Below are 20,929 nucleotides of genomic sequence, written 5' to 3' on the forward strand. Positions count from 1 at the left end.
ACTTATGCTGCCTCGTTACTAAGATCTTTCAGGATGTCACCCAGGATATCGTCGCGCGATTTCTTAGGGGTCATGCCCGCCATCAGGGCCGCCTGGTTCGGATCCTGCTCGGCCGAGGCCGAAATGTTCAGCAGGGTCTCTTTCTGCTCGCGCAGGAAGTCGGACAAGCCGGCCCGCACATTTTCCAGAACGGCCGCGATCTGGTTTTCCTCAAGGTCTTTGGTGATCGAGTTCGCCTCGGACGCGATCAGGCGCGTATAGTCAGCGGCGTAGGCTTCGAACCCTTTGCGGCGTTGCCACCAGCGGCGCCACCATGTGCTTTGCAAGTCCAGCGCGATGGTGCGGCCGATACCCAATGGCGGCGGCACGCGGGGCACGATGGGCGCCTCGATGCTGAACTCACCCAGATGGTTGCCCAGCAGCTTTTGATACAGCGCCTCGACATCCGCCGCTGCGGCACTGTAAAGCGCCCCGGCGTCTTTGCGCATGGCGCGGGAAAAACTGAAATAAGCGGCCTTTTGCAGGGTGCGCAGGCCAGCCGGGTCATATTGCCAGGTGCCTTGCTCGCCATTCTGTTCCAGATGCGAAATCAAGGAATCCGTGGCGCGTTTGACAAAGTTCTCTTCAGCCGACTTCAGGCGCTCCAGTACCTTGTCGCGCAATGAGGTCGTCAACTCAGTGGCCTTTTTCTCGTATTCCGCAGCAACCTTGGCGATGGCTTCCTCGGGTGCGATGCCGTCCAGATCGCGAACAACCCCTTGCCCTTCGGACAGGTTTTTTGCCACGGCGGTGGCACGAATTTGACTGGCGATGTTGCGCGCCCGGTGGCGCACACGATCCAACAGACGGTTGCCCGCACCTTCGGCGATGCGCTCGTTCATGGCCAGCAAAAGGTCCGGCAGGCCGGACAGCGCCCAGATTTTGTCAAGCGAGGGGGCCTGATCTCCAAATCCTGCAGCCAGATAGAAGGTGTTGAGAGCTTCGCGCGATTCCTCCGACAGGATATCCGGGTTTCCGGTCAGGGCAGCCTCGGCCCAGATCGCGCTGCCGAACACAACGCTGGTGTTGGTGTCGATACTGTTCTGCTTCAGCGTTTCCTGAATCCGATCGCGGATCTCGGGTACCTGATTGACTGGGTCGGAAAGTTCGTCGATCCGGTTCACGAACAGGATGATCTGGCGGTTTTCGAACTGCGCGATGATCCGCATCAGCGCCATGTCCATCGTAGTCAGTGCCTGGCTGGCGGCCAGCACCACAACGCAAACCTCGGACCCACGCAGGCTGCGCAGGGTGATCTGCTCGCGCACCATGAAGGTATCGTTGACGCCGGGCGTGTCGCAGAGCTTCAGCGAGATCGGATATTGCGGAATGTCCATGAACAATTCCGCCGATTTGGTGACATCGGCAAAACGCCCGGTCTTCGGGTTGATGTCCGGGTCGTCTTCGTCACCCAGGCAGACATAGCGCTGGATCAGTTCGTCGTCGAAATAGTCATATTGGTGGCTTTGCCCCAGAATCAGGTCGAAATGCTGGCCAAGGCGCGCTTCGGACTTGGCCTTCATCTCACCGATTTGGCGGCGGATGTCTTCCATCTCGTCATCGGCTCCGGCTCGGTTGGCCAGTTCGCCCAGACGGCCACCGCCAACCATTAGGTTGTCCCACTCTTCTTGTTCAAAGAAGGTGAATTTGGCCTTCTTGTCGCCTTCGGTACGGGTGTTGATATTCAGCGTGGTCACCACCGAGGTCCACGGGTTCACATCCGAGGGCAACAGGGCAGGGCGTCCGGCCAGAATGTTCACGATCGAGGATTTGCCAGCCTTGACCTGCCCGACCAACGTCACACTGGCCGTGAAATTCTCCATCCGAGTCTTGAGCGTCGCAAGCCGCGCCGAAGATCGCGCGTCCGCCACCTCTGTCAGCTGATCGATCTGCGTCGTCAGCGCCGTCATCGCCGAGGTCATCGGCGTCAGCGCTTCGTTTCCCACGGACAGAAGGTGATCGTTACGGGCCATTGTTAGCCTCCGGTTCCTGTGGCGGCAATGCGGGGTTGATCCTGACCTTCAGGAGAGCTGGTCAGGATGTCGATCCGGGCGATCAGGTTCAGAGCGTTGCCCAGAATCGCAGCTTCGTCTCCCGGTGTGATTTCTTCGTAGGCGCTGGAATCGGCAAGCACTTCGATCGCGCTGAACTGTTCACTGTTTTCCAGCAGGGCCAGACGGCGCCCGGTTGGAAAACCCTGGGATTTGGTCTTTGGCAGCGGCATACGAGAATTGGCGAGCAGGTAGTGCCCCCCCGAATGCGTGCGCAACGAAACGCCAAAGCCTGTATTCGGGTGGTCCCGATTCAAAGACTTCAGTTCACCAAGGAAGCTTTCACGTGCAAGACCAACGGCGTCTTGCTCAGCAGCGGCAGAGTTCATCATGTTGGTCACGGCTAAGACCCTTGTGTTCGAGTTGAGCAAAAAACTCTTACGGCGCCCGAGGGCGGAAAAGACTCATTAATTCCCGCTCTCCATCAATTACTGGCAAGGCGGTGTTATTTTGACGCGAATAAGATTTTTTGGCGGTTGAAATGTGGCGCAAATATGGTCGCGACCCTGTGCATGGTTTCAACCCATGGGCGTACAGTCGGATTCTAAGATCACTGTGGCTTTGGGCGCACGCTTTCAGGATACCCTGTTTTGCTCAACTCTCTGGCTGTAGGGGTCTGTATTTTTTGGATTTTAATTGTCAGCCGCTGAGAGCGTTCTGATTCTTATGAACCAACCGGCCAATGCACTGATCGCCGCGTCTTGGGATGATTCTATTGAAGCCTCACCTTACTCAACGTAAGCGCGTTAAACATGTGTCTGACTATTTCGCTAATGTGTGTATTTAAAAGCAGTGGATTTGCCTGCGATCCAAATTAAATTGCGACATACCAATTGGCGCCAAAGGGCAGACAGGTGTCGGTCCAAAAAAAGGGCAACGACCCCGGCCGCTGTTCTGGCGCCTGACGCGACACCGTGGTTGCTGCGAGATTGCCAGGTTCGATCGCTGCCGGTTGGTGCTCAATAATATTGCGAACAGGTGAATTTCCCTCTCGCACTCGACCACAGGCTTTGTTATTGAGCACGTCAATCCGGCACTCAGGGCCGGTACTGCGGGTGTGGCGAAATTGGTAGACGCACCAGATTTAGGTTCTGGCGCCGCAAGGCGTGGGGGTTCAAGTCCCTCCACCCGCACCATTCACTCATTGAAAACATTCAATAAATTCCTTTAAAGCCGTTTTTGGCCCCCACTTTGGCCCCCACCTTCTCACGCGCTTGAGGGCTGAAACAGAGCGTCGATTTCCTCCACGGAATACACTGGTCTCGCGCCTTCATAGGCGAAGTGGGGCTTGATGAGATTCGCCTTGACCATCCCGTAGAACTTGTTGCGACCGAAGGGCCAGCGGGCCGACTTTATGGCCTGCGTTCCGGTCACGAACTTCACTTCTTCGGTGATGATGGGAGTTTGATCCTGTGTCATATTCCCTCCTGTGTCTCGTGCGTCATGTGTTGGGGGTCTTTGCGGTCTTGCCAATCCACTCGGGTAAGCTGCGGCCGGTCATTCGGTCACCCCGACAATTCCGCGGCAGTAATCGAGAACGGCGTTCTTCGACGCCTTGAACTCTTCCTTGCCCATGTCCTTGAGGCTTTGGCTATGCGGGGTGATGCACTCGACCGTGTCACCTAGGGCGCGTGTGATGGCGAAGCCATGCGCCATGCGGGCCATGTAACCGACGCGCGCAGCTGATCGAATTGCGTCCTCGGGAGAGCCGTAACAGTCGATAGACACGTTGCAATACCCGGTCTTGATCAGTCCGAACTTGCGGAAAGTGTCAGCAGATTTCGCCCAAGGCGCGGACTCGAACTTCTCGGGGATGTTCTTCCAGAGATTGTTGATCTCGGCCATGTAGCCGCGCAGCGCGCTTTTCTCGCGCATGTCTTCACGTAGCGCCTGCTCCAACGCATCGACGTAGTATTGGGGGAACCACCAGCCCCCATCAAATTCCGTCGGCAGAGGACGTGTATTGAGCAGGCCGACAGACATCAGTTCGCCCCCGTGACCGTGGCGTCGATAACAGCGCTGCGCAGGGACTCGTATGAAAACCCGGATTCTTCTGCGACTTCCCGAAGGATGGCTTTGTGATCGGCTCCTTGCGGGGTCTGCATGGCAGCAGCCTCGCGCTGCATGTAGTCCTCAACGGCCTTCTCGATTGGGCCGCTCATGCCAGAGCCTCCCGGCGCTCGTCCGCGGCTTCTTGGATTTCGTCATAGAAGGGTGTGCCCTTCATTGGCTCGATCTGTTCGCCGTAGAGTTCGAGAACGCCCTCGATCTCTCCCTGGTCGATGGCGTTGGCGAGTTCGCCTTTAACCAGACCAACCAGCTTGGCCGACATTTCGTCGTCGCTGGGGCCGTTCGGTTTGGGTTCGGGCTGCTCGGCCTCTCCTTTCTTTGCCGGTTCTTCCTTCTTGGCGGCTGGTTTTTTGGTTTCCGCCTTCGGGGCCTCGTCCTGTTTGGCTTCCGGCTTCTGCTCGGGCTCACTGCCCTCGTTCGTTTCGGGTTGATCTGCCTCGGTAGCTTCACCTTCGATCGTCACCCCATCATCAGGGTTCATGGCAAAGGCCGCGAAGTCAGCGTGTGCGCCGGCGTCGTTGTCGACCTGCACCGCATCCATGAACTCGACGGACAGCGGCAGGTACTTGGCCAGCGCGCGGATGGCCGTTTTCTTGGCCATGGCGTCTTCATGGGTAGTCCACGGGTTACGTTCCGTGCTTTTGAATTTGACGGCGCTTTGCCAGTTCTGCGACCCGTTGCGAGTCTTCATTACAACTGCCCACGGCAGGACAACGTAGGCGTGGCCACCATCAGTGAACTTGGCGATGGCGTAGGCGTGCAGCTTCTCGCCTTCCTGCGGGCCGGGCCGGTGACGCAGGCGTGCGTCGGTGCCTTCTTCCCAATCCCATAGATCATCGTCGCTGTAATGGACGTTGGCCGAAATGGACGTGATGTGACCGGACCGGCGCGCAAGGTCGATCAGGCCCTTGTAGCCAACGATGACCTGAACTTCGGTGATCTTCTTTTTGTTGTTCTTGAACGGCACAAGATAGGCATGGCCAAGGACGGTATTTGGCTCCAGACCGAGCGCCGCGCATTGCATGAGCGCACCCAGAAACGACATGGGCTCGCACTCTTGCAGTTTCGGCGTGGTGCGGATCGCGTTGGCGACGACGCGCATCATGCGCTCGGGCTTCATATGATTTGCGGCAACAGCGGCCAACTGACCACGGGCGGCATCGTTCTTGAGAAGTTGCTGAACGCTTTGAACCTGGCGCAATGGCGCCTTGGCAACGGGTGTGCCCATTACAATTTCCTTTCAGTGGTAATCTCGAAACCTGGAATGGTGATGTCGGCGCCCTTGGACGCGCGAATGTCAGCGTCAGCCAACCGTTGCAGGAGCGCGGACATTTCAGGATGTTCCCGGTAGTGCAGCATGGCCGAATTGATGCTGGTGATCTTGGCCTTGCGAACAGTGCGCATCGCTGTGCGGCGCCCGCCGCCGGTGGCCGATCCCACTTTGGCGGTTCCCGTCTTCTCAGCTTCCTGCGCGCGCTGTTGGGCTTCTTCCTCGGCGGCCTTGGCCTGCTCCATTCCCATGATGTCATTGCGGCTCTCTGCGGCGGCCTGAGCCTTGCGGGCGGCTTCTTCGGCCGCGCGGGCCCTGCGCTGCTCTTCGGCCCGGCGCTCGGCTTCCAGCCGCTCTTGCTCCTGCATGTAAGCCTGCAGGGGCTTCTTGACCCACGCGACGGCGGTTTCGATAACTGCGGTCAGTTTCTTGAAATCGGCATCGATCGAGCGGCCCGCGTCCAGATGGGGCTTCTTTTCCTTCGTCCGTTGGGTGTCGATTTCCTTGGACAGCTTGCGCGCGCCGGTCAGGAAGTCATTCGCCTTTTCGGCTGTTTCCTGATCCTCGATCGCGCCGCTCTCTTTCCATTCAGCGGCTGCGTCCGAGAAGTCGCGGACCTTAGTTTCAAAGCCAGCGTAAATCTCGGGATCGTAAACCGGGGGCTTGTTGTCACCGATACCGGCGGGGGTGTTGGACAGATCATTCATGGTCTGCGACCTCCGGAATGAACTTCCCAAGGATTTCCTTGCAGGTGAACGGCGGCTCGTCATCGGTGACGGAGTCCACAATGACCGTCTTCTCACCTTGCGGTGTCAGTACATTCACCTTGTCACCGGGTTCGACCGGCTCACCGTTGTTCGCGTAGGTGTAGGTTCGGCTGTGCGCCTCATTGAATTTCACGGCAACAAATTGGGTCATGGTCGAACTGCCTTTTCGCTAAGGTTGAAATGAACGTGGGTCGCAGCCATGGACGGCATACGCTCACGTAGGTCGCAAAGCTCTTCGAACTGCTCTTTGCTGATGGGATTGCCGTTGCACCGGTTCCAGACGTTGACCGGATCGCGGGCCTCGCCATCGAGCAGCGCGTGATAGATCTCGTCCTCGGCCAGTTCGCCGGTTTCGAGATCAATGACGCGGGTCATCCAGATTTTCGCTGGCACCCACGGGCCGCCCTTGACCATCCGTGTCCTGAACCAGCCACACTCGACCTCTGTTTCAAACGTCGGCGGTCGTTGACCTGCCAAGGCTGCCTTGTGCCAGGCATAGACTTCGGCATATGTCGAAGGGCGTCTCATTGGCCGACCCCGGCGGCTTGGATTGTGGACACGTAAGAGCCACCGGGGCCGTACTCGCGATCGTCAGACGGGACGAGCGAGATCAGGTAAAGGGTTGTGAGGATTACGAAGAAAAATCCGAAATCAGCGGTCATAGCGAACCCCCGGTCATCCAGAGAAAGAAAGCCGAATACATCGTGTCCGCGACAAACAGCGTGAACAGGCAAACGAGGGCGGCCAAGAGCATCAGCCAGACCGGGGGAAGCGCACCGAGGCTGTCCTCGTATTCGTCCTGTTCGATCTGCTCCGCGTTCATGCGCTCAAAAGCCTGCGGAATGGATGGGAGGCCTTTCACCTCCTGGGGCCGGGAGAATGCCTCTGACGCGCACTGGTTACCGTTCACACAGGTTCTCGCGTCGAATACGTCCCGGCAGGCCAGACCATCGGGGGAGTGAGTGGCGGCCTTAGCGGTGAGACCCGCCGGGTTCTGCGCCTGCTCAACTGGCGGCGCGGGGGTATGGGAATTGCGGGAGAGGGTCATTTGCCCGCCCTCGCATTCAGCTTGCCCTTGCCCAGAAACAGCATGGTCAGGACAACGCCGCTGTATCCGGACAGGAAAAGAAGGGCGCGCAGGATGATCTCGACGTAGGTCATGGCGATCACTCCGCTGCCATCGGGTAGGGCGTGCGCCAGCGGGCAACCTGCGCGTCAGTGTAGAGGTCGCGCGCCATGCGGATGTTCTGGGCCTCCTCGAACCGGAAGGCAGTCACAAAGGCTTCCTCGCCACTGCTCTCAATCGCGTTCGCTTGTTCCAGCGCGCCCTCAGGATCGTTGGTCAGGGTGAGGACCTTCCAGAACTCGGGTTTGCGGAAGTGGCGCTCAAAAACCAGATAGCCAGGCTTCTCCGAAACCGGGCACAAACTGGTAATGTCGTTCACTGTCAGCATTTCCGTCTCCTTCCATGTCACAGGGAGAATGTAGTACATAAAAAATGTACTTACAAGGAGAAAGGTACAAAAAAAATGTACTACTGAAGTTCTGCAGGATCAGAATCAGGCAACTTAAGATGTCTCTGGGGAAATTCAGATTGGCAATTTGCCCGATTTTTCCTTGGAAATGTCAGACAGAGTTTCCTGGGGGATACATTGGCAAGGAAAGCTTGCAATGCGATCCGGACGCCAATCTCGTTGTCCTTAGAACTTACGGCTCTCAGTTACAGGTGCGTCGACGTCGAATAATCCGATGTGCGAATGACAGTCCGTTTTGAATCCGTAAGGGCAGGGCGCAGTAACCCCATAGCGTCCAGCGCCGGGTCGTTTTGGGCCACACAGCTGCCGTTAGCTGCATCCGCGAAGAACTTGTTGCATCCGCAAAGCGGTCCGTCGAATGGGCGGTTATGGACGTTCTCTGCATGTGCGAGGGCAAGGCGCCAGGTTCGTGAAACCGGCCATTCGCCTTGAATAAGCGTTGGTAGAAAATCGTGGGTGGCGCCAAGACTAGAAAAACTTTGGGGCTGGGTACTTTGCTGTTCATTCAGAGCTTTCGCCTGTCCAAAAAATTTGGAAATACTTGAGGCAAGATAATTTGCGGGCGACTGGCTCCTCGAGAGAATGTCGTTCCTCATAAAGGGAGTTCTTCTGTGACTAACCCACTGAACGCTGATGCAAGCTCAGTTGGAGCATTGTTTTCCAACACAACGTTCGAGATTCCTCAGTACCAACGTGAATACTCGTGGCAAGACGACGAAGTTTCTGATTTTTGGCAAGATTTGAGCAACAGTCTTGATGTCGACTCCTACTTTTTGGGTCTCGTTATCCTGACAAATGAAGAACAACGAAAGCATGTGGTCGACGGGCAGCAGCGAATTGTTACACTAACGTTGTTGGCAACTGCTCTGTACTTTGAAGCGGTTCAGCGCGGGCGTTCTGCGCTCGCTGATAGGATTCAAGCTGAATTTCTTAAGTCGATTGATTATGAAACGGACGAAATCTCGTCTAGGGTTCATTTATCTGACCCCCAAGATAATGAAATGCTGCAGTTTATTATCAAGAACGGCGAACCGCCTGGCAACTTGATTGACGGTGACAGCGTATCATTTCGTATTGCCAACTCGTTCAGGTATCTTCGAGCGAAGCTCTCTGCTGACCTCGCTCCCGACCCCTTCAAAAGGCTTGGCAAGTGGGCAGATTTTTTGACAAACCGGGTCTACTTTGCTGTTTTTATTCATCCAGATGCAGCCACTGCCTATCAGGTTTTTGAGGTAATAAACACGAGGGGCAAGGATCTCACGACTGCTGATCTCCTGAAAAATTATGTCTTGAACCAAACCGCCCAAGGCAAGCGCGCCGAACGGTATGAGCGCTGGCGCACTATGTCAAAAAAGTTCTCACCCGAGGGTTCGTCGAATACATTCGTGCAATTTATTCGACATGTAGTAACGGTCGAAAATGGTCATATTCTGCCCAAAGATCTATTCAACTTTCTGGCTCAAAGGCAGGTAATGCAGGGGAAAACGCCTCCAACCCCTGACCAACTAATGGAACTACTTCAATCGCAGCTTCCTCTGTATTTGCAAATGGTTGACCCATCATCCGCCGGTCCCGCAAGCGATGAAAACCTGAAGGTCTTTGGCGCGCTAAACGCATTGAACGTCATTGCCGTAAGACCAATCTTGCTTGCCACGTGCCCGTTAGAGAATAATCAAGAGGGGCTGGAAAACACTCTGAAGCTAGTTGTCAGACGTATCGTTGTTGGGAACTTGGGTACTGGTAACGTAGAACGAAGACTGGCTGAAGTAGCTAAGAAAATCCATGCAAGCCAAGACTGGACTCCATTGCTGGAAGACCTGAAAGATCTCAATCCCTCTAAGGATGAATTCATAGATAAGTTACGTCAGCGTTCGCTGAACAAGAACACACTGTCATTTTTGCGTCGGTCGCTCATTCAGAAAAGTATTACCCCAGAACCAGATGGGACTCTTCATCACATTTGGCCCAGAAATAATGCAGATGGATGGCACGGAATTTCCAACGAAGAGGGAGCTTTCTGGGCGGCAACTATAGGGAATACTTTCCTATCCCAGCTTAAGCGTCGCCCGCCGCAAGCCACTGAGAATTGGCAAGGTTTCAAGCAGAGCATGTTTGACCAAGCTTGCGCGGGTGAATGGTGCGACCGGTTAGGGAAAATTGATGATTGGACGCCAATCAATGTTGAACAGATTGGAAGAGATTTGGCAAAGACTGCAGCAGATATTTGGTATTGAGACAAGTGCTGGTTCAATGATTGAAGTGGAAAATGCTCTCCTGGAAAGTCTCAAGTCAAAGCTGGATCGAGAAGCTCCTATTGACGCACTGGCGGCGCTGATCGATGCAATCGACGGTGGTAATCAAAGTGACACATTCCAGAATGCGGCAATCGGGATCGATTCAAGCGCTTTTTTGAGAATAGCTCACCACCCCAAGGGTGAAGACTTGATAGATTATTTTGGCGCAACCCATAGCGGCCCGCTCATACTGCCCGGACAAACTGTACAAGAGTTCTGGAACAACGAGCTAAGCGCAGTCGACACCGTTGCTAAAACCCTATCTGGTAGTTTTGATCGCTTCAAAAAGGATTTGGCCAAACTCGATAGTGACTTTGGCGACCTGAGAAACTCGCTGGAGAATGCTTTAGATGCGTTTCGCGATGACCATGGAGCCGTTTACAGTGAAGCTACAGTAAGAAAGACGCTGAGCCTTCTAAATACGCTCCAGTCGAAAGCTCGTGTTCCGTTCGCCCCAAGAACGTATTTCCGTCCTTTAGCTGAACAACGGCAAATGACGAAGACGCCACCTGGATTCAAAGACCCGGGAGATGGAGACTTCTTTGTTTGGGTCGATTTCCTTTTGGGTCTCAAACACGCTCAAAGTGCTGGGGAAGCATTCGACAAGGCAATTCTTTTGACAAATGATACGAAGGCTGACTGGGGTCGTCCGGGCGCAACACATCCTATTCTCGTCGCGGAAGCACATTCGATAGTCGGAGTTCCATTTGAGACTTGGACCCTCAAGAAATTCGCGGAGAAAGTACTGTCAGTGTAATGATGGGAGAGTATTTTCCCAATGATCATAGGGAAAGTTCGCGCTACCAACGTCAGGCTTCGCAATAATGGTGCGTGTGCGGCCAATGTCCGCAATGCTGGCTGCTACTGCCGTATCGACGCCGTCTGGTGGGTGTCGACTATAGCCGAAACATCTTGCCGCGACTGCAAGCGCGTAGTGCCGTGACAATGGCAGTTAAGGGCTCTTTGAAAGAGCGAAAAAATGCTCGCAAGAATAACTTTCCTTGGAACTTCGGTTGTCAGGTAGAGTGACGCTGTACGAAGCGGAGGTCGAGATGGACCCGAAGCAAGACATCCAGAAATTACTGGACAACATCAGCCCGGAGGCCAAGGCGTGGTCCGACGGTATGTATATGTCAGCGCTGATCACCGGAGCCGTAGGGCTGGAAGGTGATGAACTGCGCGGATACATCCAGATCCTAGTGCAGCTATCCTATGACGAAGGGGCAGGGGCCGGATAAAGAAAACCCCGCCGGAGCGGGGAAAGACAGCGCTATTGCCAGAATTGCGGTCCTTGAGTAGGATTCAACTTGTAGGGTCGCTTGGTAACCGCTGCCTTGAACTTCAGCAGATAGGCGGGCTGCAGGACGGTCAGACATCGGATTTTGGCCTATTGCGTGCAGTCAAAACGGCCCCGACCCTACGCCCTAATCCCTAAACTCATAACCAAAATGGCTGAATATGGCCTTTTGATCCTTGTTCAAGCCAATGCTATCTATCCTGTGCGGCTGCAACACTAGACCGGCATCCGCAGCCTTTTTATTTGCGCCCTTTGTCACCCTCGGCTCTAAATTCTTTGCGGGTTCGAGAGACCATTTTCGCCCGCCTGTCTCAACCGCTTGATAGAAGGCGCTCGCTGCAATGTCGGCTAGTTGCAATCCAGCCTCTAGGTAGTGCGGGACATAATCCACCAACCGAAACGACAGCGTTCGAAAGTCAATTTGGCGCCTAGTCAAATACAAGCCGCCTGCCATGTCCTGCCTCCGCAGAAGTTCCCAATATGCCTTTGTTTGACCGTAGGAATGCCCGCCACGCAGGCTGAAAACAACTTTGATTTTCCCAGGCGCTCGGCCTTCTTTTAGAGATCGTTGGGAGCAATATGTTGTAACCCTTTCCATCAATATCCGGACAACCCAATTATAGAAGAACTGTTTGCCGCCAGCCGTCTCGGCTCTGGGGTTCTTGTAGCCTCGCATATTCTTCTTGTTCGAACACACGGTGAAGATCCGAATTGGCAACACTGCAAGTAGTTCGGCCGCCCGCTTTTGTTTCGTGGGGGTTAGGTTCCGGTAATGCAGGGTTCTTGCCTGAAGCGCGTTAATGTCAGTGCGGATGTCACCAAGCCAGTTGGGGCATTCATCCTCATAATTCGAGCGCATAAGAACTGCAGAAATGACGAGCCACTCGCTGGCGCCATTCTCATCAATGGGCTTTACCTTGGACAGGCCGTCGTCGCCTGCTTCGTCAATATAAAGCACGTAATCATAATCTAACTCGTCATCCATTTTGCTATTGATTATCCGGAGCTCGGATTCGTCAACCAATTGAAATTTGGCCGGGTATTTAAACTCATTCCCCAAGGCAGACGCTTACAAATTCGTTAACATATTCCATGATATGCACGCGTTAGTAGGTTTAACCGGGTCGGTGGGGGTATGACGGTCTGGCAAAGTTGGGCAAAGCAGAATCGAACCTGCGAAGCCTTTTGGTGGAAGAATCGGCCGCTGGCAAAGAAAAACCCCGCCGGGGCGGGGCAACTTTGTTGGGTGGCATCTTCTCTATGGTGTAGGTGGTCCAGAAGGAAACAGTCGAGACACAATAAGCAGAGCGCCGCCAACCAGTGCAACTATTGTTGCGATGCCGGGATAGCCAGGAAGACGCCTAATTTCACCTTCAACCCGAGCTATGCGCTCACGCACATCTTTCATATCCGCTTTAATCTCGGACATGTCGTCTTCTAGGCGTTTCACACGAGCTTCCATGCCATCAAATGTGCCACCTCCGCCGCCTGTTTTCAAGGAATCGAGCTGTTCTTGGAGCCGTTGTCGATCTGGATGGTCAGATACGTTACTCATCAAGCCCTCCAAACTCATCAATCTCTTTTTCTAGTTCTCGCATCCTCTCATCAAATTCGTCGTAAATTTGATAAGCCTCTTTCGTGTTCCCTGAGTGCAAGGAAAGAGACATTCTCATTGTCGAGTAGAGCAGGCCTGCTGTCCTGTTAATTAGCTGGACGGTTTTCAACCGATCAAGTTTGGCCTGGCGCTCCAGGCGGTCAACCTTGCGCCTCAGTTCCTTTAGTTCTTCATCCAATGTTAGCCTCCAATTTTGGTCACCCCACCACAGCCATGGAGATTCGGCAACCGAGGCGATGGAAATGGCGGATTGTCCAATAATGTCCTGATTTATATGGTAAAATAATACGATTATCGTAATGGTTTATGATTTTTCACGGAATACTGTGAAGCAAACCTGTTTTTCCTTGACCAGCTAAAGCCAGAAGCCCAGCCTTCTAGAAACTGAGAAATTCCTTAGAGGAAACAAAGCCCAAAATGCCGAGGCAAAACAACATCTGGTGCGCCAGGTGGCGGGGTGATCATGTCCGTCAGCCCAAAGCACCACATATCGCGACTGGATGTTCCTTCATTGTTTCAGTGCGGGTTGGGTGCAAAGTGAGAGTCGAAAAGCTCGGATCTATCCTTGAGCGCCTGTCACAATCCCTTTCCCGCCACAGCGGGTTTTTGCTGCCGGATTTTCAAGGATAGGGGGATTGTATGGAGAAGTTCGCCAATTTTCGAAGCGCTATCATATTCGCTGTAGGAGCAAAGCTTGCGAAGCTGGGAGTCGATCTTAACTGGGTTTTTGATCCGCTTCACTGTCTAAGGAAGCAAGCTCCGGGAAAAGTCGATCCTGCACGTCTTGGGGCAGTTGAACAAACTCGCCAACAATCAGAAAATTGAAGTCTATCCGGTGCTCTCGATGCAAGAACAGCATCATATCACGACTAGGGAACGATCTTGCCTTCTCAGCATTACTGATGGCAGCTTTTCCTTTCCCAACCGCTTCACCAAATTTTTCCAGACTGAGTCCTGCAACTTGTCTGGCTGCACGCAGACGTAGTCCTGCTGCCTCCATTGAGGAGTCTCGAGTTCTGGCAAGGCGCTCTTTTTCTTCAAAAGTCATTCCTAATTTCTACTTTTGGTACATAAAATGTGAACGTATCCGTTTTGTTTTTCTTGTAGGTACATAATTTATGTACTAAACTCTGCGTCATGATGACGGTTGAACAAGTTTGTGACGTGATAGGGCGGAAGCAACTCGCTGACGCACTCAATGTAAGCAAGTCGGCAATCACCAATTCAATTGCCGCCGGAAAATTTTCGCCCCGGTGGTTTCGAGTTGTTTCTGATCTCTGTGTTGAGAATGGCATCGACTGCCCGGATGATCTGTTTGGCTTCATTCAGCCGGACAACGTGAAAGCGGAGGCCGCCGACCAATGACGACGGCCCCCGCTCAAATTCTTTCGTACTCAAATCACTCTTCAACATGCCCTGAGAATGGCATGACGGCAGGAGCAGTCCTATGAGCAATGACCTTGTCGTTTCGCAAGAAGCTGCGCAACGATCCCTGAAATCAGCCCTGAATTTGTTTGTCGGGCAGGGGAAACGGTACTCCTGTCAGGAGTTGGCTGATGCCAGCGGTGTCTGCAAACGCACCATCGAAAGTTACAAGGCGGGCGATGCAATGCCCTCGCTTGAGCGATACCAATCGCTTTGCTCTGTGCTTGGTCAGGCGTTCTTCGCCGCGACGATCAAGCACATGCCATTCGAGGTTCGGTCCACGGAACCAAGCGACATCACGGCCCCTCAGCTTCTTACGGAGCTGCTGTCTGCCAGCGGCTCAATGGCTGAGTTCCTGGAGGATGGCCGGATAGACCATCAGGAGAAAGCTCAACTGAAACCCATTCTGGCCGACCTCCGCGCGCGAATTACCGCGATGGAAGTCAGTTTGACAGGGAACACGTGACATGACCCTACCAGTTACATGCCTTTCTGAGGGGGGCAATGGCTTCTTCGAGACCTGCCGTATTGAACTCAACAGTCGTCTTAGACTCGCTGTAAGGTGTAAACCGCATCAGAACTCTTTCAGATCCAATCAATTTCTTGATGAAGGGGATCGAACTTCCGCCGCGCCACAGCCCGAGCGCTCTATTGTCTGTACTGGCATCGAAGTTCCGGTCACCTGCCGGTTGATCGTCGATGCGGTAATCAATAACTCCGTAACCGCCGTGTCCGGATGCCAAGTGGCAATTGGTGATCAGAAAAATGGAAGTGGTGTTTTCCATGCATCTGACCATCAAAGTTGCCTTTTCCGGAGTCCCATACCTTCCGCACTGCGCAGGTTCTTTGGATTCAACCGACAGAAAAACATCTGTGGTGTCCTCAAAGTCGGATTTGTCCTTGCGAACCAGCCATTCGCTTCCCTTTGGTGCAACGATTTCAGTTTTCGGCGTGCGGCCAGATATTTTGTCATAGCACGCCAGGCGGTCCAGATCGTTGTCGATGCTTGCGCATTCCTCAAGCGCAAACGCTGTAGATCCGCAAAACAACATAAAAACTGCGGCTCCGGCCAAGAGCTTATTCATAAATCAATCCTTCGCTTCTTCTTGGGGCGAGCTGAAATCCGAACTCGTTTCACCAGACATACAATCAGGAGAATTGTGGCCGTTCAATGGCTCAGTTTGAGATTGTTCCGATGCATTTAGACCACCCAATGACCACCATTCACCAAGGAACCCCGATCACAACCAGAGCGTAACCAGACCCGCCGCATGTGCGGGCACACGCCAAGAGGTACGGAAATGACACAGGCAAGACCCTCAGCCGCTTTGCGGCCGATCACCGTACGAATCCAACCTCTGTGCCGCCAAGGTGTGCTCAACTCTTGGTGGGGGTGCTGATGGCCGTCTTCACCGAGTTCAACCAGATACCGCCGCTGCGCTACGGTCTGATCGTTGCGGATCCGCCATGGACCTTCAAGAACTGGTCGAAGGCCGGGGAAAAGAAAAACGCGATCTCCCAATACGACTGCTGGACGCTCGACGGCATCAAAGCCCTACAGGTCGACAAGCTTGCTGCGCCGGACTGCGTTTTATGGCTTTGGGCGACAAACCCGATGTTGCCGCAGGCCATCGATGTGCTGGGCGCTTGGGGCTTCGATTTCAAAACCGCCGGCCACTGGTCGAAGAAGACCACCGGGGGCAAGCAAGCTTTTGGCACAGGCTACATTCTCCGTTGCTCTGGTGAACCCTTCCTGATCGGAACCATTGGCAAGCCCAAAACGTCCCGGTCTGTGCGATCCGTCATTGAAGGAGTCGTGCGCGAACATTCACGCAAGCCCGAGGAAGCGTTTCAGGCGGCCGAGACGCTATGCGAAGCCGTTCCACGGCTGGAACTGTTCAGCAGGCAGGAACGGCCCGGATGGGACCAGTTCGGCAACGAGGTCGGCAAGTTTGACGAGGTGGCGGCATGACCACACCCACCGTCACCATGTGCCCCTGCGGAACCAAGTACCGCCACACGATCAAGAAATGGTCCGGCATTTTCCCGATATCCGAACTGGACGGCTGGATCGCCTTCTACCGGAAACTCGCGAAGAAAAGACCACGGAACTACAGCGCAGACCTCAAGGCTCTGACGCTGTTCAAGGCCCTCGAGGTGAGCAAATGAAGATCACTGATTTCCCCAAATATGGATACGTCTACATCCTCAGTAACACCTCAATGCCGGGGTTGGTGAAGATCGGACGTACGTCTCGCAGCACAGCGCGTCGGAAAAACGAGCTGTACCAGACAGGGGTTCCCGCACCCTTCACCATCGAGATGGAGGTCTTGAGCCCGGATTGCACAGCGCTGGAAGCGGATATCCATAAGGAACTTGCGGAACACCGGGTTTCTGATCAGCGGGAATTCTTCAAGCTAAATGTGTTTGACGCCAAGCAGATGGTTTCAGATCGCTTGCGAGACCAGTTGCAAGAGTTGATCGGCTTGTTCTCCCAGCGTTTTTCTCTGACCGAAAAACGCTGCTTCATCGACCCTGCGACGGTTTACGTAACAGCAGATCGCTGCGGTCTCGATACACGCGATATGGAAGCCGTATACGAGCACCTTTCCAAAGAAGAACTGGAGAGCGCAGCAGATCGCTACGCTGAGGTGAACCCATCATTCAGAGTGCGGCTTAATCTTGCGAAATCATCCTCCACTGGAGGGACCGTGAAATGAGCAATGAGGTTATGACGCTCTGCCAGAAGCGGATTTTTGGGTCTGCGACAAAAAAGGCCGTGATCATGTACATGGCGGATCGTGCTTCTGACGATGGTTCTGGGGTTTGGACGAGCAAAGCCAGGATCGCTCGAGAAACAGAACTCAGTAAGCGATCCGTTCAGAACTCAATCAAGGAATTTGAGGCTCAGGGCATCATTTCTGAGGTCGGCCACAAGAAGTGTGACAACGGCTTCACGAACGTCTATCAGATCAATTTGGCGGCCGTGAAAAGGCTCGACTTGGCCGCTGATGAAACCTCCAAAACCACACGTGCAGGAGATTCACCCGTGCAAGGGGTGCACCCCACACGTGCAGGAGATTCACCCCATGGGGTGCAGGAGATTCACCCCACACGTGCATCTGGTGCACCCAAACCATCCTTGAACCACCCATCAACCCTCCATGAACCCACCATTGCGCGCGAGGATTTGCTTTCTGGGATCGACGATCAGGAAACAGTCGTTCGCATGCCGTCCAAGAGGGAGCAAGAGACGGCACTGGAGCAGGAATTCGAGGAAGTCTGGATTCACTACCCTCGGAAAACCGGGAAGGACGCTGCCCTGAAAGCGTGGCTCAAGGCACGAAAGAAGGCGACACGGGAGCAAATACTTCCCGCGTTGGGCGCCTTCATCCGAACCATTAAGGGAACGGACACGCAGTACATTGTTCATTTTTCCCGATGGCTAAACGAGGGCCGCTGGAAAGATGACCAAACCCACGCCCGCAACGCCGCGATGACCACGGACCAGCGTCTCGACAGTCTCATGCAGGGCGGGGACGCACCGCAAGTCACTTCCGACGATCGACTGAACAACCTGTTCCCACAGGGCAGTCAATCCTTCCTCGAACACCAGAAAGGGGGCGCGTGATGGCCTTGAAATGTGAAGACCGCGAAGCCCGGATTTTCAATTTCCTGTACAACGACGTCGACGGCATGCTGCGACAGTACGAGGTGCCGACGCATCTGTCCGACGTTCGGGTTCGGGATGAAATCAATCTGATGGTTGGCGATGTGAACCGGGAAATCCCGTCCTCGATCGGGGATGCCACCTTCGACATTCTGCTCACCCACATCGGCCAGCAGGTGCGCCGGCGACACGGGGCCCGGTCCTGGCCTTCGATCAAGATCCTGCTCACTGCCACCGGTGCGGCGCTGGAAGAGGTGAAGCTTGAGGACGAGGACATCATCACGCAGCCGCGGACGCCGCACAAAGTCAACGCCGATCGTATCAAGGATGGTGAGGCGGTCCCTGAGTTCTGGATTTACGGCCAGAACGCGGCCGAGCTTTTGCATCGTGGCCTGATCCGGGAAGTTGATCTGAACCGATATCGCGTCGGTTTGTTCGAGGCGGAGAAACGTCAATACGGCGAAGATTTCGCGCTCAAGCAAAGGGCCCGCAGAGAACGCATCCATGATGACGCTGCGCGCCGCCTGTCCGGGCAAGACGACTTGATCGACAGCGACAAGGCCAAGGCGGCTTCCGCCGGGTTCGATTTCGAAGAGAAGAAGGCCAGCTGATGCGCGGAGAACCCCGGATAAGCTCGGTCTACGGGATGGCGAACGCTGAGCCCCCAACGGGTGCCGAGGCGGATCGGCGCAATCAGGAAGCCTACAGGCAGGCATGGCAAAAGCTCGGGCTCATCGTGATCGACCCGGAAACCGTTCTGGATGACTGGACGCGTCAGGCCTTCATCAACGAGGCGAAGAAGCAGTACGGGGAGCGGCGGCGGTGACCAAAAAGCCAGGCAAACGAGAGGCAGAGTTCATGCGGCGGATGGCGGCCGGCGGCGCGCGTCGGTCTCTCGTGCCTGGTCAAGTGATCTATGAGCGCAAGCCCACCGCCAATGGCGACAAGGAAGAGCGTTTGACCTGGCTGGATCACGCCAATGACGCCCGGTTCCTCATGTCCTCCAAGCTGGTCATCAAGGATGAACTCCGTGCCGTGGGAAATCTCTACGGCGGGAGTGTTCAGTTGGCCGAACATGGCCACGGCAACAGCTTCGCGCAGGAATCCGTCGACGGGGGAAAGCACGGGGCAGGGGGCGGCGTCACCCCGGCGATGATCGAGGCCCGCCAGATCGCCAATGTTGCTCAACGCTGCATGAAAGACTTGCCCATCATCCGGCACCGCGCCAACAGTCGGAAATTCAGGGTCGGGGAGCATCGCAACCTCGCGGCACAGCAGCTGGTTGATCCGATCTGTGTCTACGGGTTCGATGTCACTGAGGTGGCCATGCGCTTCGGATGGTGGGCGCGGCGCAGCGACACCGGAACTCAATTTATCCCCAAGCAGCAGTCCCAGAAGCTGAAAGCGGCTCTGGTCGACGCGCTTGAAGCCATAGACGAAGCCTTTCAGGAGTACGGATTAGATGCCCAACGGATTGGCATCGTGAGAGTGAGGTAACGATGAACAAGAATCCCCTGACCACATGCGAAGCCATCCAAATGGCCACGTGCCTGGAATTCGACATTTCCTTGGATGATCTCACCGGGCCGGGTCGAACGCGCGACCAAACCCGCCCGCGCTTCATCGCCGTGAAGGTCATCCGGGACCGGACCGGAATGAGCCTTCCGGAGATCGGCCGCAGGTTCGGCAACCGCGACCACACCACCATCAAGTCAGCGATCGAGCGGGCCGATTATCTGATTTGCGTCGATGAGGAATTCCACCGCAGCTATGACATCGTCAAGCGCGCGGCAGATGAATACGTCTCACCGATCATGGTAAGTCGACGGGAACTGCTCGGGCACTTCAAAAGCTGGAGGACTGCCGCATGAGATCGCATGTCGTGAACCTTGAACTGTTTCTCGCCCGCAAATCGCCAAGCGCCATCATGATGAAGAGAACCTAGAGGACGGCAATTGCCGCTGACTTTTTTTCGATGGGTTCGGGTGGTTTTGTACACTGAGAGGCGATTGTTGAGAGGATGCCATGATGGGTTTTTTCGGCATTTTGTGGTAAAATGAGACTTCATTTTATTGCGAGAATTGGAGTGAGAAATGTTACGAATACGGATTGTGTTTCTATCAGCTCTGTTGGTCGGCCCAATGATTGCTATGCCAGTGTCCGCTAGTGGACACGAGCTACTCAATATAGTCCCTTCGAATATCGTTGAGCCGTTTTGCACAGAAACGACAATGCGAGCAAAGTCTATTACATTGGCTGGATGTCTTGAGCGCTGCAAATCTCTTGGATGCAGCGCTGGTGCATACAACCGAAATGAAGACGGTGTTCAATGTATTTTTCGTTATGACCCCTATGTCAAACCAGGATATGAGCCGATTGCACGCGGGGAAGCGAATGAGGAAAATACCCGTGAAGCTTGTACCGTTCCGATCGCTAGTTCAATTGATCAATTGTCGATTGCCCAAGAGCACGAGCTGGCTGAAGTAATTCATGATTGCACTTGGGGAAATGATAATCTCGCTCATTGCTTGTCAGATTTTTGCCTTCCGGTCGGAGATTCTGAAGAATGCTACTTTGATGTTCCGGCGTGTTTTGACAAATACGGTCGAGAAGTCATCTGTCCATAGCAAAGGTGTGCATTAGAGGGATGGTCTGATTTGATGCGCCTTCACGAAAATAGCGGACGTCCTTCAAAAAACTCTTGAAAGGAGTCCTCAGGTGCGATATCTGGGCATCATCGAAGAGGTGGGCCCAAAATGAGCCCGCCTCTTTCATTTTCGGCGAATGATATCTCTTTCACGCTCGCGATGGAGGCAGTCATGCGCCCGCGCCGGGGAAAGCCTGGCAATCCGAATACAAGGGGAAGATACCGCGCCCCGTAGTCAGCACTAGCGGC

31 protein-coding genes and 1 tRNA gene are annotated in these 20,929 nt (G+C 54.5%); 15 read left to right on the forward strand and 17 right to left on the reverse strand.

Features of this window, described 5'->3' with window-relative positions; all coding sequences use genetic code 11:
- Positions 1-2: 2 nt before the first annotated feature.
- Together ACR0KW_RS14615 and ACR0KW_RS14620 are read right to left on the reverse strand one after the other, a co-directional pair.
- The gene (locus tag ACR0KW_RS14615) at positions 3-2,012 is read right to left on the reverse strand and encodes a dynamin family protein (RefSeq protein ID WP_480805638.1); all 2,010 of its coding nucleotides are present in this window, start codon (positions 2,010-2,012) and stop codon (positions 3-5) included.
- A gap of 2 nt (positions 2,013-2,014) precedes the next feature.
- Complete coding sequence (locus ACR0KW_RS14620) at positions 2,015-2,422, reverse strand: hypothetical protein (RefSeq protein ID WP_174826803.1); 408 nt, start codon at positions 2,420-2,422, stop codon at positions 2,015-2,017.
- 719 nt (positions 2,423-3,141) lie between these two features.
- On the opposite strand from ACR0KW_RS14620, the gene ACR0KW_RS14625 reads away from it, so the two are divergent.
- A tRNA-Leu gene (locus ACR0KW_RS14625) sits at positions 3,142-3,226 on the forward strand.
- A gap of 70 nt (positions 3,227-3,296) precedes the next feature.
- On the opposite strand, the gene ACR0KW_RS14630 is transcribed toward ACR0KW_RS14625, so the two are convergent.
- The 10 genes from ACR0KW_RS14630 to ACR0KW_RS14675 all read right to left on the reverse strand — a co-directional run bounded on the left by ACR0KW_RS14630 (position 3,297) and on the right by ACR0KW_RS14675 (position 7,651).
- Entirely contained in the window at positions 3,297-3,509 is a 213-nt protein-coding gene (locus tag ACR0KW_RS14630; protein ID WP_480805639.1) for a hypothetical protein, read from the reverse strand.
- A gap of 78 nt (positions 3,510-3,587) precedes the next feature.
- Positions 3,588-4,073: a hypothetical protein gene (locus ACR0KW_RS14635; protein ID WP_480805640.1), complete on the reverse strand. Its 486-nt coding sequence runs from the start codon at positions 4,071-4,073 to the stop codon at positions 3,588-3,590.
- Positions 4,073-4,252, reverse strand: coding sequence for a hypothetical protein (locus tag ACR0KW_RS14640; RefSeq protein WP_480805641.1), 180 nt, complete (start codon positions 4,250-4,252; stop codon positions 4,073-4,075). The genes ACR0KW_RS14635 and ACR0KW_RS14640 overlap by 1 nt, the downstream gene beginning before the upstream one ends.
- A complete protein-coding gene (locus ACR0KW_RS14645; RefSeq protein ID WP_480805642.1) occupies positions 4,249-5,388 on the reverse strand; it encodes a recombinase RecT in 1,140 nt (379 codons plus the stop codon). Before ACR0KW_RS14645 ends, ACR0KW_RS14640 begins: the two co-directional genes overlap by 4 nt.
- Positions 5,388-6,137 carry a hypothetical protein gene (locus ACR0KW_RS14650; protein ID WP_480805643.1) on the reverse strand — a complete coding sequence of 250 codons (750 nt, stop codon included), beginning with the start codon at positions 6,135-6,137 and terminating at the stop codon, positions 5,388-5,390. The genes ACR0KW_RS14645 and ACR0KW_RS14650 overlap by 1 nt, the downstream gene beginning before the upstream one ends.
- Complete coding sequence (locus ACR0KW_RS14655) at positions 6,130-6,348, reverse strand: hypothetical protein (protein WP_480805644.1); 219 nt, start codon at positions 6,346-6,348, stop codon at positions 6,130-6,132. Before ACR0KW_RS14655 ends, ACR0KW_RS14650 begins: the two co-directional genes overlap by 8 nt.
- Positions 6,345-6,725: a hypothetical protein gene (locus ACR0KW_RS14660; protein WP_480805645.1), complete on the reverse strand. Its 381-nt coding sequence runs from the start codon at positions 6,723-6,725 to the stop codon at positions 6,345-6,347. Before ACR0KW_RS14660 ends, ACR0KW_RS14655 begins: the two co-directional genes overlap by 4 nt.
- Positions 6,722-6,859 (reverse strand): hypothetical protein, encoded by a 138-nt coding sequence (locus tag ACR0KW_RS14665; RefSeq protein WP_480805646.1) that lies wholly within the window; start codon positions 6,857-6,859, stop codon positions 6,722-6,724. Before ACR0KW_RS14665 ends, ACR0KW_RS14660 begins: the two co-directional genes overlap by 4 nt.
- Entirely contained in the window at positions 6,856-7,245 is a 390-nt protein-coding gene (locus ACR0KW_RS14670) for a hypothetical protein (RefSeq protein WP_480805647.1), read from the reverse strand. Before ACR0KW_RS14670 ends, ACR0KW_RS14665 begins: the two co-directional genes overlap by 4 nt.
- Positions 7,246-7,363: 118 nt before the next feature.
- Positions 7,364-7,651 carry a hypothetical protein gene (locus ACR0KW_RS14675; RefSeq protein ID WP_480805648.1) on the reverse strand — a complete coding sequence of 96 codons (288 nt, stop codon included), beginning with the start codon at positions 7,649-7,651 and terminating at the stop codon, positions 7,364-7,366.
- 692 nt (positions 7,652-8,343) lie between these two features.
- Between ACR0KW_RS14675 and ACR0KW_RS14680 the strand changes: the two genes are divergently transcribed.
- From ACR0KW_RS14680 to ACR0KW_RS14690, 3 genes are all read left to right on the forward strand, one after another.
- Complete coding sequence (locus ACR0KW_RS14680) at positions 8,344-9,966, forward strand: DUF262 domain-containing protein (protein WP_480805649.1); 1,623 nt, start codon at positions 8,344-8,346, stop codon at positions 9,964-9,966.
- Entirely contained in the window at positions 9,911-10,783 is an 873-nt protein-coding gene (locus tag ACR0KW_RS14685) for a PIN-like domain-containing protein (RefSeq protein WP_480805650.1), read from the forward strand. Before ACR0KW_RS14680 ends, ACR0KW_RS14685 begins: the two co-directional genes overlap by 56 nt.
- A 295-nt stretch (positions 10,784-11,078) precedes the next feature.
- Positions 11,079-11,264, forward strand: a complete 186-nt coding sequence (locus ACR0KW_RS14690; RefSeq protein ID WP_480805651.1) for a hypothetical protein — start codon at positions 11,079-11,081, stop codon at positions 11,262-11,264.
- 186 nt (positions 11,265-11,450) lie between these two features.
- Here ACR0KW_RS14690 and ACR0KW_RS14695 read toward each other — a convergent pair whose 3' ends face one another.
- From ACR0KW_RS14695 to ACR0KW_RS14710, 4 genes are all read right to left on the reverse strand, one after another.
- Positions 11,451-12,308 carry a DUF3800 domain-containing protein gene (locus tag ACR0KW_RS14695; protein ID WP_480805652.1) on the reverse strand — a complete coding sequence of 286 codons (858 nt, stop codon included), beginning with the start codon at positions 12,306-12,308 and terminating at the stop codon, positions 11,451-11,453.
- A 273-nt stretch (positions 12,309-12,581) separates the two neighbouring features.
- A complete protein-coding gene (locus ACR0KW_RS14700) occupies positions 12,582-12,878 on the reverse strand; it encodes a hypothetical protein (protein WP_480805653.1) in 297 nt (98 codons plus the stop codon).
- The gene (locus ACR0KW_RS14705; RefSeq protein ID WP_480805654.1) at positions 12,871-13,116 is read right to left on the reverse strand and encodes a hypothetical protein; all 246 of its coding nucleotides are present in this window, start codon (positions 13,114-13,116) and stop codon (positions 12,871-12,873) included. Before ACR0KW_RS14705 ends, ACR0KW_RS14700 begins: the two co-directional genes overlap by 8 nt.
- Positions 13,117-13,653: 537 nt before the next feature.
- Complete coding sequence (locus ACR0KW_RS14710) at positions 13,654-13,986, reverse strand: helix-turn-helix domain-containing protein (protein WP_480805655.1); 333 nt, start codon at positions 13,984-13,986, stop codon at positions 13,654-13,656.
- Between the two features lie 89 nt (positions 13,987-14,075).
- Between ACR0KW_RS14710 and ACR0KW_RS14715 the strand changes: the two genes are divergently transcribed.
- Both ACR0KW_RS14715 and ACR0KW_RS14720 read left to right on the forward strand, forming a co-directional pair.
- Positions 14,076-14,303: a hypothetical protein gene (locus ACR0KW_RS14715; RefSeq protein WP_480805656.1), complete on the forward strand. Its 228-nt coding sequence runs from the start codon at positions 14,076-14,078 to the stop codon at positions 14,301-14,303.
- 82 nt (positions 14,304-14,385) lie between these two features.
- Positions 14,386-14,829, forward strand: a complete 444-nt coding sequence (locus tag ACR0KW_RS14720) for a hypothetical protein (RefSeq protein WP_480805657.1) — start codon at positions 14,386-14,388, stop codon at positions 14,827-14,829.
- Positions 14,830-14,836: 7 nt separating this feature from the next.
- Here ACR0KW_RS14720 and ACR0KW_RS14725 read toward each other — a convergent pair whose 3' ends face one another.
- Positions 14,837-15,448, reverse strand: a complete 612-nt coding sequence (locus tag ACR0KW_RS14725; RefSeq protein WP_480805658.1) for a type VI secretion system-associated protein TagO — start codon at positions 15,446-15,448, stop codon at positions 14,837-14,839.
- Positions 15,449-15,762: 314 nt separating this feature from the next.
- On the opposite strand from ACR0KW_RS14725, the gene ACR0KW_RS14730 reads away from it, so the two are divergent.
- From ACR0KW_RS14730 to ACR0KW_RS14770, 9 genes are all read left to right on the forward strand, one after another.
- A complete protein-coding gene (locus tag ACR0KW_RS14730; protein ID WP_480805659.1) occupies positions 15,763-16,335 on the forward strand; it encodes an MT-A70 family methyltransferase in 573 nt (190 codons plus the stop codon).
- Complete coding sequence (locus tag ACR0KW_RS14735) at positions 16,332-16,532, forward strand: hypothetical protein (RefSeq protein WP_480805660.1); 201 nt, start codon at positions 16,332-16,334, stop codon at positions 16,530-16,532. The genes ACR0KW_RS14730 and ACR0KW_RS14735 overlap by 4 nt, the downstream gene beginning before the upstream one ends.
- Positions 16,529-17,083, forward strand: a complete 555-nt coding sequence (locus ACR0KW_RS14740; protein ID WP_480805661.1) for a GIY-YIG nuclease family protein — start codon at positions 16,529-16,531, stop codon at positions 17,081-17,083. The genes ACR0KW_RS14735 and ACR0KW_RS14740 overlap by 4 nt, the downstream gene beginning before the upstream one ends.
- Positions 17,080-17,994 (forward strand): helix-turn-helix domain-containing protein, encoded by a 915-nt coding sequence (locus ACR0KW_RS14745; RefSeq protein ID WP_480805662.1) that lies wholly within the window; start codon positions 17,080-17,082, stop codon positions 17,992-17,994. The genes ACR0KW_RS14740 and ACR0KW_RS14745 overlap by 4 nt, the downstream gene beginning before the upstream one ends.
- The gene (locus ACR0KW_RS14750; protein ID WP_480805663.1) at positions 17,994-18,644 is read left to right on the forward strand and encodes a hypothetical protein; all 651 of its coding nucleotides are present in this window, start codon (positions 17,994-17,996) and stop codon (positions 18,642-18,644) included. The genes ACR0KW_RS14745 and ACR0KW_RS14750 overlap by 1 nt, the downstream gene beginning before the upstream one ends.
- Positions 18,644-18,859, forward strand: coding sequence for a hypothetical protein (locus tag ACR0KW_RS14755; RefSeq protein ID WP_480805664.1), 216 nt, complete (start codon positions 18,644-18,646; stop codon positions 18,857-18,859). Before ACR0KW_RS14750 ends, ACR0KW_RS14755 begins: the two co-directional genes overlap by 1 nt.
- Positions 18,856-19,530, forward strand: a complete 675-nt coding sequence (locus tag ACR0KW_RS14760) for a hypothetical protein (protein WP_480805665.1) — start codon at positions 18,856-18,858, stop codon at positions 19,528-19,530. Before ACR0KW_RS14755 ends, ACR0KW_RS14760 begins: the two co-directional genes overlap by 4 nt.
- A 2-nt stretch (positions 19,531-19,532) precedes the next feature.
- Complete coding sequence (locus ACR0KW_RS14765; RefSeq protein WP_480805666.1) at positions 19,533-19,904, forward strand: helix-turn-helix domain-containing protein; 372 nt, start codon at positions 19,533-19,535, stop codon at positions 19,902-19,904.
- 360 nt (positions 19,905-20,264) lie between these two features.
- Positions 20,265-20,660 carry a hypothetical protein gene (locus ACR0KW_RS14770; RefSeq protein WP_480805667.1) on the forward strand — a complete coding sequence of 132 codons (396 nt, stop codon included), beginning with the start codon at positions 20,265-20,267 and terminating at the stop codon, positions 20,658-20,660.
- Positions 20,661-20,929 lie beyond the last annotated feature (269 nt).

The sequence above is a fragment of the Ruegeria sp. CG11 genome, from assembly GCF_056537245.1.